This window comes from Ureibacillus sp. FSL K6-3587, assembly GCF_038593165.1.
Lineage (GTDB): Bacteria > Bacillota > Bacilli > Bacillales_A > Planococcaceae > Ureibacillus > Ureibacillus suwonensis.
Map to the genome: position 1 here is coordinate 2,950,680 of NZ_CP151969.1, position 14,341 is coordinate 2,965,020.

Genomic DNA, 14,341 nt, shown 5'->3' on the forward strand with positions numbered 1-14,341 from the left:
TTTGCAGCTCGTTCACTTTATTAGTTATGTCCCAGCCTCGTCCGAAAAAGCGGTTAACCCGTTTTTCAGACAGCCCGATCGCAAAATGAAACATCCTATTAGGATGTGGTTGTTTTATTCGTTTCAATGTCAAATCCTTTTCGCTGAATCAACCGGGGTGCGGCTGAAAGGAGAAGTACGATCAAAATCGAGCAGAAAATGGCCGCGCCAATCATCGTTGCACCATTTACGACCAACGAATAGATCACTGGGGACATTCCTTCCGGCGCATATTCCGCCCAGAAAACGACACCCGCAAGAAAATGCCAAAAATACCGGGCGATACTTCCCAGGAAGACGGCCAATACAGCCAAAATCAATCCTTTTGCTTTCTTCTTCTCTGCAAAAAAGGCGATTTGTATCTGTTTATACAATAATCCGGCAAAATATATAGGCATCCCCCGTGGCCACTTGCAACAACCCCCAAATAAACCCGGAAATCACGCTGACAGTGAATCCCCAACGGAAAGCTAAAATGAAGACAGGCAACATGGCACAGGAAACCGACATCCAGGGCCCCAATTGGATCGATGGCAACAAATCCAAAATTAAAGCGAATGCCGCAAAAAACGCCGCTTCAATGAGAGCCTGCAATTTAATTTTTTTCATAAAAAAATTCTCCCCTCCACAAAATGGAAACCTCAAGGGGGAGAATATGTATGGAGAACTCCTCGTCCACCATTCAACATATATCCAAAATCCCACAATCCCTGCGCAAGCATTATCTTACAGGTTCGAAGGGTCAGAACAACGAAAAGTTGTTCACTCTCAGCACAAAGCTCCCCCTGTGGTTTCAATCATGATTTTAATTTTGTCGCTCTAAGTATAGCTTGAAAGATCGTATTTGTACAGGGGATAGGAAGTTTTATATTTAAAAATGGAAAATTCGCTTTTGGTAATCAAATAAAAACAGATCTGTTTAAACCAGAGAAATGCAGGCGGCGTTCGACGATTTTCCTGCCGCATTCTATTATCCATCCTTGTTTGTTGCAGTTTTGAATCCTGGATTAAAAAGCACTTTTTCATTCATGGCGAAAAGAAAATTTATTATAATAATATTCATAAAATCCCATGAAAGGAGAATAATGATCATATGATGAAACAAGCCGTTTTCGAACAACTGAAACAGGCGATGAAAGAAAAGGATGCCGTTGCAAAAGGAGTTCTTACATTATTAAAATCCGCCTTGGATCAAGCGGAAAAAGAAAAAGGTTCCGAACTTTCCCATGAAGAAGAAATTGCGGTTGTCAATCGTGAAGTGAAACAGACCCATCAAGCCCTTGAAGGAGCAAAGCAAGCAGGCCGGGAAGATTTAATCGAAAAGGAAAACCGCAAACTGGAAATTTTGCAAAGTTTCTTGCCAAAACAATTATCTGAAGAGGAAATTGCCAATGTTTTAACAGAAGCAGGCATTTCAAAAGGAATGAATATGGGGGAGGCGATGAAAATCGCAAAACCGCTCCTTGCAGGAAAAGCCGATGGAGCAACGATCGCGAAAGTGGTAAAAAGCCTCATTTAAGATTAAAAAGACTTGTTTAAAAATTTAGACAAGTCTTTCAACTTTTTGTTGACAGCAAAATAAAACTGTACTATATTAGAATCATCAAACAACAACTGTTATAGTACAAATCAAAAAGGAGTGTTTTTTATGACTACTTATCAAGAAGGCTATGAATATTACGTTTCCAAATGTGAACAATTCGGTCTGGAACCAATCAATTTTTCAATTTTCGTTGAGCATCTATCCCAAGAACAATTGGATCAATTCAACGAACATGCACGAAAAACGAAAGAACAAGCAAATGCATAAGAAAATCGCGAATATATTCTATAACCATTACAGATCGCAGAAAAGAGAGGTCATACATTTGTCTACATTAAACATACGAGCCAGTTAACAACCTTGCTTGTCGAGTTGCCGCAAGCAAGGTTGTTTTATTGGTAAAAAAAAAAACACCATTTTCATTGAAAATGGCGTCCAAAAACTGCTATTCATCCAGCAAATCAAGAATTTGTTTGTATTCGGGTGCGCCGATGCTGTTATAATATTGGAACAGCAATTCGGAATTCACTTTGATTTTGTCTTTATGATTCAAATACATTTGCACCGTCAAAAAGCGGATAATTAACGGTACAGGTTTGTCGTGGTTGAACTGATTCATATGTTTTTCAATGAATTCTTCGGATAAGACGCAACTCAAATTATTGCCAAGACACTCAAAATCGACGAATTCGATATGCTCTGTCAAGAACTCATCCGTCAGGTGTTTATTATATAAACAGGCCGCTTTCCAATCGATGCGATCTTTGTAGCGGTTTAGCCAATGGGGCTCCAAAATGGCACTGATCAATGAGATTTGCTGCTTGCTGTATTTGTCAAATTGTTCATCCATTTCTTCGTTTGTCGGTTTTTTATAGCCCATATCATCATATAATTGGGAAGCGAGGGAAGGGATGCCTTTCACCAAATGTTCACTTCCAAGCCACTTATATGGGCCGCGGTCGAATTCAAAGAATTGAAATTCCACTTTTTCCTCATCTTCTTCAAATAAATCATCATCCAACAAATCAATGGTTGCATATTCGCTGAAATACGTATCATCCTCAATAAACGTATCAATTTCATCAGCAAAATGCGGATTGATTTCCATACCGTTTCGAATCAATTCTTCGACCATATATTTTTTAAAGGATGAAGAAAGCCTTGCAAGCACCGGGTAATTATATTGCAATGCAGAAACATCCACCATATCCAAATGATCAATCAAATATTTTTCCGAAATTTGATCGCAAGCATAGCATACATATGCAAAATCCACATATTTTAAATAAGGCTCGAAATCAGTCGGATGGAGCTTTATTAAACGATATCGCCAATAACAATAATCGATAATGAATTCCTTTGATAAATGCGGATTTTCCCTACGGATTTCTTCCGCGCTCTGTTCATCAATGATCGGACCATAATGGACAGGAATCGATTTGACATCAAAATCTTCAGGAATGTTCAATCTTGCAAGCGTCTTTTTCGGATCGAATCGCTTTCTTCTGCTCGGATGGGTTTTAAAGGTATATGTGCCGATGGATCCCCGTTCGTCCAATAAGATATAAGATAATTCTTGTTTTTGGTCCCTCGTCAATTTTGTGCCTTTCGGGAATTTCACAGCAGCAAAATACGTGATATCATCCAGGTTGTAAAAAAATTTATATTCACCTTCCCGTGTAAATTCGGAACGGGAATTGTTTTTCTTCCAATATATCAACGCGCCTAAAATGGGCGGATAGTTCGAAAAATAGACATTGGCGATAGAGAAAATATTATGGGACAAAGATTCATCATATACCGCTTTAATAAATTCGATTTTCTTAATTTTTAGCATGTTCGACCTCCATATACAGCTATTATATACTTTTTGGAGAAATAACGGGGTATAAATCGATGAAATCATTCAAGAAAAATGAACAAAAAGTCTTGTTTTATGTATACACGGTCCATCTTGTAAATTTTATGAAAGTTATATCATAATCATGATTCAATTGCAGTGAATATATTGAAATTTAACAAAATCTCCAATTTATGAAACCTGTAACCTATTTTTTTATTCTGAAACAGCTTTTCCTTTCCTTTTGTTCTCCGTCATACATATCCATTCATTTCCTTCGTATAATCCATTTCCCGCATCTTCCGGGCGCAAAACGCGCGTTCACCAGTGAGCTCATGTTGAAGCGTTTCTTTTGTTCGTTTATAATTCGCGATTATTTTCCGGTCTTGTTCAGCCGGTTCAATTTGATAGGAATGGGCATTTGTTGGAAGAGATGTTCATTAGATTTTCTTCTATAAATAAAATATAAATTTTTGTTTTGAACCTGGTACATATGACTCAGTTCGCATAAAAAAATCTGCATTTATTATAGTAACTTCAAAAATGGAGGTGAATGATGGCATGGAAAAACACTTGGAGTTTGATTTCGGCGAAAAAATTTATGTAACAGGCAACGGCTTCAACAATACGCAAGGAATTTTCATCGCATTCCAAAATAATTTCCTTGTTTGGGTTTCTTATGTGAACGGCGAGACTAGATTATTATCAACAGATACTACAGGCCTAACAATCGCTCGCTGATAATGGCATTTATATAAAGGAAGTCGGGATATCAGGGCCAGAACACCCTTCTTAGCCATGCGCCAGTTGGAAAACTGGCGCATATATTTTTTGGTACATAGATGGCAAAACGTTTGGCGAAATATCCCATAAAAACAGTTTCATGGTATATTAGGCAATGGAAAATTAAAGGAAAAGGTGATACGGATGAAGTTTGTTTTTACTTGAATGGAACCATAGTCTTTATAGGACAACCGATATCGGAAAAGATTTTAGATTCGTTGCAGAAGGTCAGGGAAGACGGCCATGAAATTGTCTTTGCTTCTGCAAGACCGATACGGGATATGCTGCCTGTTATCGATCATACATTTCATCAGTTGCCGATGATCGGGGGAAATGGTTCTCTGATTGGGAAGGAGGGGAAAGTGGTAAAAAGCCATCCTTTTCCGGAGCATGTGCTGAAAGAAATGAAACGGTTGATTGTTCGATACGAAGCCACGTATTTAATCGATGGGGAATGGAATTATGCTTATACAGGACCTCTCTTGGAGCTTTCAAATAAATATCGGTCTGTATCCGTGGGTTAAAATCTTTTTCAAGGAGAAAACAGGATGAAGAAGTCACCTAAATAATTGAAAATAAGAACATTTGTTCTTATAATGTTAAATGAGCATATATTCTATCTTGTAAACAGTTTTTCTTGGAGGGGGGATTGTGTGCCAAGAAAACGCGGAATTTCGGATGAAATGATCATTGAAATGTATACCAGCGGCAAGCCGGTGAAGGAAATTTGCGAAATGACCGGGCTTACGGATCGCGGTATCCGTTATGTATTAGAGAAAAATCAAGTAAAGAGAAGGAACGTGGGACAGCCGAGAAAACATAAGGTGAATGAGGATTTTTTCAAAGTTCGGACGGATGAAATGGCCTGGGTTTTAGGTTTGTTTGTGACAGATGGAACGGTCAATAACCGGTTAAACACGATTTATTTTTCTCAAAAAGAGGAGCGGATTTTGAAACTGATCGCCAACTATATGGAAGCGGATTATGTAATAGTTCCGCCGGGAAAAACAAGGACCGTGCCCGTTCTTGTCATCCATTCCCGTGAAATCAAAAGGGATCTTGAACGGTTGGGAATTACGGCGAACAAATCATTGTCCCTGAAATTCCCGCCAGTGCCCGATCAATATTTGCCTTCCTTTATCAGAGGCGTGATTGACGGGGATGGTTGGATTCAAGATAGAGGGTATGTTATGAACATCACTACTGCAAGTGCAGAATTTGCAAATGGCTTGTATAATGTTATTGTAGCATGGGAATTGAGATCTGAAATATCAATTGAAAAAACTAGGTCCGGCAGAGATATTTATCGTGTCTGGGTCAAAGGAAAAGACAGTCTTTCTAAACTGGCAAAAATCATTTATTCAAATTGCAGTGAAAATTTTATTCCGTATAAAAAAGAACGATTAATTCAATGGTTTAAAAAATAGGAGGTGGACTATTTTGTGGAAATTGGTAAATGGGAAATTATTACAAACTATTGATTCTTCAAGAATTAAATATAAAACTCGTATAAGCAAAGCCTTGTTGGATGATTTAAAAATCATGGCAGATAAGAATAATACTTATGTTGGATATTTACTTGAAAATGGCTTTGAAAATATATTAAAGGAGAATGCAATAACATTTGATAAAAAAAACCGTCCAAAAGATCGAGTAGAATTTCGTACAACATGTGATAAAGAATTGCTTGAGAGATTAAAAAAATTTGCAAAAGACCACCAATTGAATCTAAACGATGTTATTGAAGCAAGTGTTGCATACATAAACACAAATGATGTAAAACAAGAAAGTTGGAGATATAGAGTAGAATACGAAGGCGAATAGCGCCTTTTTTTATTCGGCAATATAGGGACCCCGACATAATATATCTTATCGGAAGTAATATCTCATAATCCAAGAATACTTCTAATAGTGAGACAGAAGAAGAATTCTTGTTCTTTTTTTGATTTTCCGACATTTTTTTCCGAAACCGATGTCAAATATTTGTTGCAAAATAATAATAATATAGCTTTTTAAGTTCGATCAAAATATGCAGTATAATAATTTTATGATTTTAAATCCACTATTTTCATCAAATTATTATTACCTGAAATCAATGTTCTGTTTTCCAATAGTCATTTCCGCATTATTTTTTTCAATTTTACCTATTAAATATTTATTTGTTCCCTTTTATCTGCACTACATTTGATCCTTTTGTTGTTTTCACGCAAAAATTTTCTCTTTTAATCAATTTTTTTCGCAAAAAAATTTGAATAATATATAGAAAAAGTATTGCAATTTTGTGAACCGCTCTATAAAATTGAAATTGTAAAATTCTTAAACTAGAATTTTACGAACATGATACAGAAAAAACGTTCAATTTTAAAGGGGGTATGTTTATGGCGAGAGAAAACGGTAAAAATATCGACTACGAAAAAATCGCCAAGTCGGAATCGTTCAGACAGCTTTCCAAAAAGAAAAATTCCTTTCTCTGGACGATCACAGCAATTTTCTTCATTCTTTACATGTTGCTACCAGTCTTGACATCTTACACGAAAATCTTGCATCAAAAAGCATTTGGGGAAATTACTTGGGTATGGATTTATTCTTTCGGTTTGTTCGTTATGACTTGGGGACTGGCACACTTCTATGTTTCAAGAGCAAACAAATATGACAAAGATGCTCAATCAATCATTGATGAATTCGAAAGGGGTGCTGGTCAATGAGTATTACTTCCATTGTAATGTTCTTAGCAATTGTTGCAGTTACATTATATGTCACTTATTGGGCTTCCAAAAGAACGAGCACCGCAACTGATTTCTATACAGCAGGCGGCGGTCTTAAAGGTTGGCAAAACGGTCTGGCTATTTCAGGGGACTACTTATCAGCGGCATCATTCTTAGGGATTGCAGGTTCCGTTGCATTATACGGATATGATGGTTTCTACTACTCTATCGGATACTTGGTGGCTTACCTGGTAGTTCTTTATATCGTTGCCGAGCCATTACGTAACCTTGGTAAATTCACATTGGCCGATATGATCACAGCACGTTTTGATATGGCTAAAGTTCGCGGAGCTGCCGCTTTAAGTACAATCGTTATCGTATTGTTCTACATGATTGCACAAATGGTTGGTGCAGGAGCACTTATTCAGTTATTATTCGGTATTCCTTATTGGGTTGCTGTATTAATCGTTGGTGTCATGATGACAATCTACGTATTGTTCGGTGGTATGACAGCCACTTCTTGGGTACAGATTATTAAAGCTTGTCTATTGATGTTTGGTACTGTTATTATTTCTTTCTTAGTATTATTGAAATTTGATTTCAGTATTGTCAGAATGTTCTCAGAAATGACAACTGCCACTGAAGCTGGAGAAGCATATTTGAATCCGGGATTGCTTTATACGAGCGGTATCAATACAATTTCCACACTATTGGCGTTAGTATTGGGTACTGCAGGACTTCCGCACATCCTAATGCGCTTCTTCACAGTAAAAGATGCCCAAACAGCGCGTTCATCTGTAATTTGGGCTACATGGATCGTTGGTCTTTTCTATGTATTGACAATCTTCTTAGGATTCGGAGCAGCTGCATTCGTTGGTAAAGATACAATTGTTGCCGCAAACCCTGCTGGTAACATGGCTGCACCGTTGCTTGCGGAAGCTTTAGGTGGAGACATCCTGTTCTCATTCGTATCCGCCGTTGCATTCGCGACAATCTTGGCGGTAGTTGCAGGTTTGGTACTTTCCGGCGCTTCTGCCCTATCTCACGACATCTATGGCCAAATCATCAAGAAAGGCCAAATTACAGAAAAACAACAAGTTATCGCAGCTCGTATCGGTTCATTAGTCATTTCAGTAATTTCCATCTTATTGGCATTAGGTGCACAAACACTTAACGTTGCGTTCCTGGTATCATTAGCATTCTGTATTGCAGCATCTGCTAACTTACCAGTTATTATCTATACAATCTACTGGAAACGCTTCAATTCAAATGGAGCTGTATGGGCTATCCTTGGTGGTTTGATTACTGCATTAGTACTTGTGGCAATTTCACCAAACGTATGGAACCCAGAACCAGGTAAAGCCATTTTCGTGGGTACACCACTTGTAAGCTTAACAAACCCTGCGATTGTTTCCGTACCTGTTGGTTTCATCTGCGGATGGCTTGGTACAGTCTTCTCTAAAGAAGCGGATTACGCAAAATACAGCGAAGTTGAAGTTCGCGCACAAACTGGTATTTCAGTAAGCAAAGTCTCCCACTAATTGAATCGCTTACATTCATCCTTATCTTTCTATTTTCCTTGAGTAGTAATACTCAAGGATTTTTTTGTACAGCCAATACTATTCAAAACCAGGTAAGTTGGGGAGGGGGTTGAATAGTTGCCCCTCCCCTTCCCTACTCTCTCGATAATATGACAATAGTAAACAGAATCAATAAAGAACCAAGCCAATCCATCCATCCGAAAGGCACCCCTAAAAAGACGACGGAAGTGAAAGCGGCAGATAATGGTTCGGCACAGGCAAGCAGGCTCGTTTCTGAAGCAGTCAAATATTTTAAACTATCCAAATAGAAATAGAATGCCAAGACTGTTCCACAAATCACGACAAACAAAAAGGCAAAGTTTGTTGTCCAATGCCATTGTCCTTCAAATTGCCAAGGGGCTCTGATGAAGCTGAAAACAATCCCCGCCACCATCATTCCCCATCCGATCGTGATAAATGATCCCCATTTTTTCAATAATTCAATGGGATAAATGGTGTAAAAAGCCAATCCGAATGCGGATAAGATTCCCCAAATAAAGGCCTCTTTCGAAATCGTCAACACATCCATTTTTCCATGGGTTACAAGCAAAAACGTTCCGATGAGAGCCGAAAAAACGGCGATCAGCTCTTTGACTGTCGGTAAACGCTTCGCAATCAGAACATAATACATCGTCACCAAACCTGGTCCTAAATATTGCAAAACGGTGGCTGTTGCGGCATTGCCATGGGCGATGGCCGTTAAATATGTATATTGGACTCCTATCATCCCGACAATTCCAAAAATCACTAACCGGATGGCATCCCTTTTTTGCTTCCATATGTCAAAAATGTGGTTTCCCTCATTTCTATAAGCAATCGCTAACAACAAGGATCCGGCAAGCAACAGGCGGCAGGTGGTAAACCATTCTGTATTGATATGTAAATGTTGAAACATATACTGGGAAACAGTTCCGGAAATGCCCCAAAACAACGCGGCGATAATCACTAAGAAAATCCCTTTCGAACGCGCTTCAAAAGTTAAATAGAATTTTCCCATCTTATACTCCTCCAGATTTATCCATATAAAAATAGTAAAACCTTTTCTTACTTTTTTCAATGACAATGAAAGCCGCCTAGAATCCGGATATGATCTAGACGGCAAAAATCCTGTCAAAATATTTTTCTTTATCACTATTCTTTCCGGTTCTCATCACTAAACGGCGGACGGCATTGGTTCATATATGGATTATTGTTCTTTATTTTCATCTTGTTCGGGATGAAGGATCTTCACAAACAATAAATCGCCATCACTATTTACATCAAATTTCAGTGAGCCGTTCGAATAGCGGTCGGAAATCGGAAGATCCGATACTGCCATTGTTTCTTGAACCTGTTTGATTGTTGACATCACGATCGTATCGTCTTGATGAACAACAGAAACATCAAAAATGCGGTGAGGATTTTTCTTCAATTCTTTCAAAATGACTAATCCGCGTTTGGCTCTTCCCGTTTGCTCAATTTCCGATAAACTCATCCGTTTGATGGCTCCGCGTTGGGTAACGACAATCATCTCGGAATTTTCTTCAATGACATTGACAGCCGCAAGGAAATCTTCGTCTTTTAGATTGATTCCCTTTACTCCTCCTGTTTTTATTCCCGTTACCGGAATTTCCTCAATGTCAAATCGAACCGTATAACTCAAATATGAAGTAAGAATGATTTCTTTTCCAGGAGTCACCAAGTTTGCATAAATCATTTCATCATCATTTTTCAAATTCATCGTTTTGATCGGTTTTGAGTAACGGGTTACTTGATATTCATTAAGTTTCGACAATTTCACTTGCCCCTGTTTTGTCGCTGTTAAAATGAAGAGATTTTCATCCTCAAAGTTTTCAACCCCAACGGCGCCGACAACCTTTTCTCCCTCTTCAATAGGAACGATGCTTGATATGTGTTGTCCCAAGTCCTTCCAACGAATTTCCGGCAGTTCGTGAACCGGTTGAAAAATGTAATTTCCTTTATTCGTGAAGATGAGAAGAAAATGCTGTGTATTCAATGTGTTTTCATACAGCAAATAATCCGATTCCTTCATTGCAATATCTTCCGGACTGGAAGCCGCATAGGAACGAAGGCTTGTCCGCTTTACGTAGCCATCTTTTGTCACGGTCACAACAAAATCTTCACTTGGTATTAATACATCAAGGGATACTTTGATCTCTTTGATTTCCGCCTGGATTGTGGAAAGGCGGGGCTCGGCAAATTGTTTACGCAACTCCAGAATTTCTTTTTTGATCACTTTAATTAACTCTTTTTCGCTGCTTAATATTTTTGTCAGCTTTTCAGTTGTTTTTTGCAATTCTTCATGCTCTTTTTGCAATTGCGTAATATCTGTGTTCGTCAAACGGTAAAGTTGCAAGTTGACAATCGCTTCCGCCTGTTGTTCCGTAAACTGGAACTTCACTTGCAGGTTGTTTTTGGCATCCTTCTTATCTTTGGAAGAACGAATGGTTTGAATGACATCATCAAGTATGGATAATGCTTTGATTAATCCTTCAACGATATGTAGCCGGTCTTTTGCTTTTTGCAGGTCATATTTCGTTCTTCTTGTCACGACATCCTTTTGATGATCGATATATGCATCCAGCATGAGTGGAAGCGTCATCATAGTCGGACGGCGATTATGGATGGCGATCATATTAAAGTTATACGTGATTTGCAAATCCGTATTTTTATAAAGGTAGTTTAAAATGGCTTCCCCATCTACATCTTTTTTCAACTCAATGACGATCCGAAGCCCCACTGTCCGGTCCGATTCATCCCGTACATCCGCAATTCCCTCAAGCCGTTTGTCAAAGCGCATTTCATCGATTTTCTTAACAAGCAAAGCTTTATTGACATCATAAGGGATTTCTGTAATGACAATTTGTTCTTTTCCGCCTCTGATCGGTTCGATCGTCACTTTGGAACGGATAATGATTTTTCCTTTTCCAGTTTCATAGGCTTTTTTGATGCCATCAATCCCTTCGATGATGGCGCCAGTCGGAAAGTCCGGCCCTTTGATGACAGTCATTAAATCATCCACGGTGCAATCCGGACGATCAAGCCGCATCAATACACCATCCAGCACTTCCGCCAAGTTGTGGGGAGGAATATCCGTGGCATAACCGGCAGAAATCCCTGTGGCACCGTTCACAAGCAAGTTGGGCAGTTTCGCAGGGAGTACTGTCGGTTCCACATCCTGGTCATCAAAATTTGGAACAAAATCGACCGTTTGTTTATCGATATCTTTCAGCATTTCGATTGCCAATGCGGAAAGGCGTGCTTCCGTATAACGCATCGCTGCGGGAGGGTCGCCATCAATGGAACCATTGTTTCCGTGCATCTCAATCAATGGATAGCGGGCTTTCCAGTCCTGGCTGAGGCGCACCATCGCTTCATATACGGAAGAATCCCCGTGGGGATGGTAATTCCCGATTACGTTCCCGACCGTTTTGGCGGATTTTCGGAATGGTTTATCATGGGTGTTCCCTTCCCGATACATCGCATAAAGAATTCTCCGTTGCACCGGTTTTAACCCATCCCGTGCATCAGGAATGGCACGATCTTGAATAATGTATTTACTGTAACGGCCAAAGCGGTCACCGATTACATCTTCCAAAGTCAGTTCGTGAAATCGTTCGGTTAGCGCCATTATTCTTCCTCCTTATACTGGATGAAATCAGGTACCAATGTATTCGTATCCTCTTCCATCCCAAAGTCTACATGGGATTCAATCCACTTGCGGCGTGGTTCCACCTTGTCTCCCATCAATGTTGTCACACGGCGTTCTGCCCGGGCACCGTCTTCAATCGTCACGCGGATCAAGGTTCTTGTTTCAGGATTCATCGTCGTTTCCCAAAGCTGGTCCGCATTCATTTCACCGAGACCTTTATAACGTTGGATGACGTACCCTTTCCCGACTTTTTTGATTTTTTCCTGCAACTCCCGTTCTGTCCAAGCGTATTCAATGATTTCTTTCTTGCCGGTGCCCTTTGACACTTTATAAAGGGGCGGCAACGCCAAATACACTTTTCCCGCCTCAATCAATGGGCGCATGTAACGGTAGAAAAATGTGAGCAGCAGCACTTGGATATGGGCGCCATCCGTATCCGCATCGGTCATGATGATAATTTTATCGTAGGCTGCATCTTCAATGTTGAAGTCCGGACCAGCGCCTGCACCGATCGTATGAATGATCGTTGCAATCTCTTCATTTTTCATGATATCCGTCAGTTTTGCCTTTTCTGTATTGATGACTTTCCCCCGTAAAGGCAATATGGCCTGAAAAGTACGGTCCCGTCCCTGTTTTGCCGATCCGCCTGCCGAATCCCCTTCCACAAGGAATAATTCATTCTTTTTTGGATTGCGGGATTGGGCCGGCGTCAGCTTGCCCGAAAGTATGGTTTTTTCTTTTTTGCCCTTTTTGCCGCTTCGAGCTTCTTCGCGGGCTTTTCTCGCCGCTTCACGGGCCTGTTGGGCACGGATCGCCTTGCGGACAAGGGTTGCGGATAATTCGGCATTTTCCTCTAAAATATAAAGCAATTTTTCGGATAATACAGACTCCACTGCCGTACGGGCTTCCGGCGTTCCAAGTTTGCTTTTTGTCTGCCCTTCGAATTGCAGCAAACTTTCCGGAATGCGGACGGAAATGATGGCTGAAAGGCCTTCGCGAATATCCGATCCTTCCAGGTTTTTGTCTTTTTCTTTCAATAGACCGACTTTGCGGGCATATTCATTAAAAATCCGTGTCAAAGCCACCTTCGCCCCCGTTTCATGGGTGCCGCCATCGCGGGTGCGCACATTGTTAACGAAGGATAAAATCGTTTCCGAATAGCCGTCGTTGAATTGAAAGGCAAATTCCACTTCGATTTCATCATGAATCCCTTCCACATATTTCACGGGATGCATGACATCTTTTTCTTCATTCAAATATTCCACAAACGCCTGGATGCCGTTTTCGTAATAAAATACTTCATGCTTTCCTTCTTCCCGTTCATCGATCAATTCCACTTTCAATCCTTTTAACAGAAAAGCGGATTCCCGAAGACGTTCCGCCAATGTATCATAATTGAATTTTGTCGTGGAAAAAATCGTGTCATCCGGAAGAAAATGCACCAGTGTTCCCGTTTCTTTTGTATCCCCGATGATTTCAAGGGTCGTCACCGGTTTTCCGCCATTTTCAAAACGCTGGCGATGGATTTTCCCGTCACGATATATAGTGACTTCAAGAAATTTGGAAAGGGCATTTACAACGGAAGATCCTACACCGTGCAATCCACCGCTTGTTTTATATCCCCCTTGTCCAAACTTCCCTCCGGCATGTAAAATCGTAAAAATGATTTCCGGAGTGGGTTTCCCCAATTTATGCATTCCGGTTGGCATTCCGCGGCCATAATCCCGCACGCTGACCGAATTGTCTTCATGTATTTTTACGATGATATGCGATCCAAATCCGGCAAGGGCTTCATCGACCGCATTGTCGACAATTTCATAAACCAAGTGATGAAGTCCCCGGCTGTCAGTGGATCCAATATACATCCCTGGACGTTTCCGTACTGCATCCAAACCTTCCAATACTTGAATGGCATCAGCATCATATCTGAGTTCCGGTTGATTTATTGCCAAAAGTAATCCCTCCACATACAAACATCCGTTCTGTATCACTAATCGTACTGAGAATATACGCATCTGTCAATAACTAGCACGTTAGAGCATCTTTATCATTTTAACAAATCCTTTCAAATAAAAAAGGAGTTTTATGAAGAAAACCCGTACACTTTTCAAGATTTACGATTCGAGAATATCGAAAATGTCTTTTCGACGGATGATTTTGCAGTTATTTATTTTACTTTGTATACCATATATAATAAAT

Annotated in this window: 12 protein-coding genes, 1 pseudogene and 1 riboswitch; of the genes and pseudogenes, 8 read left to right on the forward strand and 5 right to left on the reverse strand. The window is 39.9% G+C overall.

Translation table 11 applies throughout. The features are described 5' to 3' along the window. Positions 1–98: 98 nt before the first annotated feature. Positions 99–648, reverse strand: a pseudogene (thiT, locus tag NSS77_RS14545) (energy-coupled thiamine transporter ThiT). 80 nt (positions 649–728) lie between these two features. Beyond that, a riboswitch (TPP riboswitch) is annotated at positions 729–835 on the reverse strand. Between the two features lie 297 nt (positions 836–1,132). Here thiT and NSS77_RS14550 point away from each other — a divergent pair. Both NSS77_RS14550 and NSS77_RS14555 read left to right on the forward strand, forming a co-directional pair. Beyond that, entirely contained in the window at positions 1,133–1,558 is a 426-nt protein-coding gene (locus NSS77_RS14550; protein WP_342469376.1) for a GatB/YqeY domain-containing protein, read from the forward strand. 129 nt (positions 1,559–1,687) lie between these two features. After that, positions 1,688–1,849, forward strand: coding sequence for a transcriptional regulator (locus NSS77_RS14555; protein WP_342469377.1), 162 nt, complete (start codon positions 1,688–1,690; stop codon positions 1,847–1,849). A gap of 178 nt (positions 1,850–2,027) precedes the next feature. On the opposite strand, the gene NSS77_RS14560 is transcribed toward NSS77_RS14555, so the two are convergent. Continuing rightward, positions 2,028–3,419 carry a nucleoside-diphosphate sugar epimerase gene (locus NSS77_RS14560; protein ID WP_342469378.1) on the reverse strand — a complete coding sequence of 464 codons (1,392 nt, stop codon included), beginning with the start codon at positions 3,417–3,419 and terminating at the stop codon, positions 2,028–2,030. Positions 3,420–3,983: 564 nt separating this feature from the next. Between NSS77_RS14560 and NSS77_RS14565 the strand changes: the two genes are divergently transcribed. From NSS77_RS14565 to NSS77_RS14590, 6 genes are all read left to right on the forward strand, one after another. Beyond that, complete coding sequence (locus NSS77_RS14565) at positions 3,984–4,163, forward strand: hypothetical protein (protein ID WP_342469379.1); 180 nt, start codon at positions 3,984–3,986, stop codon at positions 4,161–4,163. Between the two features lie 113 nt (positions 4,164–4,276). Then, positions 4,277–4,729 carry an HAD hydrolase family protein gene (locus NSS77_RS14570; RefSeq protein WP_342469380.1) on the forward strand — a complete coding sequence of 151 codons (453 nt, stop codon included), beginning with the start codon at positions 4,277–4,279 and terminating at the stop codon, positions 4,727–4,729. Positions 4,730–4,858: 129 nt separating this feature from the next. After that, positions 4,859–5,632 carry an LAGLIDADG family homing endonuclease gene (locus NSS77_RS14575; RefSeq protein WP_342469381.1) on the forward strand — a complete coding sequence of 258 codons (774 nt, stop codon included), beginning with the start codon at positions 4,859–4,861 and terminating at the stop codon, positions 5,630–5,632. A 13-nt stretch (positions 5,633–5,645) separates the two neighbouring features. After that, on the forward strand, positions 5,646–6,029 hold the full coding sequence (locus NSS77_RS14580) for an rRNA methyltransferase (RefSeq protein ID WP_342469382.1): 384 nt from the start codon (positions 5,646–5,648) through the stop codon (positions 6,027–6,029). Between the two features lie 554 nt (positions 6,030–6,583). Then, entirely contained in the window at positions 6,584–6,910 is a 327-nt protein-coding gene (locus NSS77_RS14585) for a DUF485 domain-containing protein (protein WP_342469383.1), read from the forward strand. Further along, positions 6,907–8,451: a sodium/solute symporter gene (locus NSS77_RS14590; protein ID WP_342469384.1), complete on the forward strand. Its 1,545-nt coding sequence runs from the start codon at positions 6,907–6,909 to the stop codon at positions 8,449–8,451. Before NSS77_RS14585 ends, NSS77_RS14590 begins: the two co-directional genes overlap by 4 nt. A 133-nt stretch (positions 8,452–8,584) precedes the next feature. On the opposite strand, the gene NSS77_RS14595 is transcribed toward NSS77_RS14590, so the two are convergent. The 3 genes from NSS77_RS14595 to parE all read right to left on the reverse strand — a co-directional run bounded on the left by NSS77_RS14595 (position 8,585) and on the right by parE (position 14,094). Beyond that, positions 8,585–9,487: an EamA family transporter gene (locus NSS77_RS14595; protein ID WP_342469385.1), complete on the reverse strand. Its 903-nt coding sequence runs from the start codon at positions 9,485–9,487 to the stop codon at positions 8,585–8,587. A 189-nt stretch (positions 9,488–9,676) separates the two neighbouring features. After that, complete coding sequence (gene parC, locus NSS77_RS14600) at positions 9,677–12,121, reverse strand: DNA topoisomerase IV subunit A (protein WP_342469386.1); 2,445 nt, start codon at positions 12,119–12,121, stop codon at positions 9,677–9,679. After that, complete coding sequence (gene parE, locus NSS77_RS14605; RefSeq protein WP_342469387.1) at positions 12,121–14,094, reverse strand: DNA topoisomerase IV subunit B; 1,974 nt, start codon at positions 14,092–14,094, stop codon at positions 12,121–12,123. The genes parC and parE overlap by 1 nt, the downstream gene beginning before the upstream one ends. Positions 14,095–14,341 lie beyond the last annotated feature (247 nt).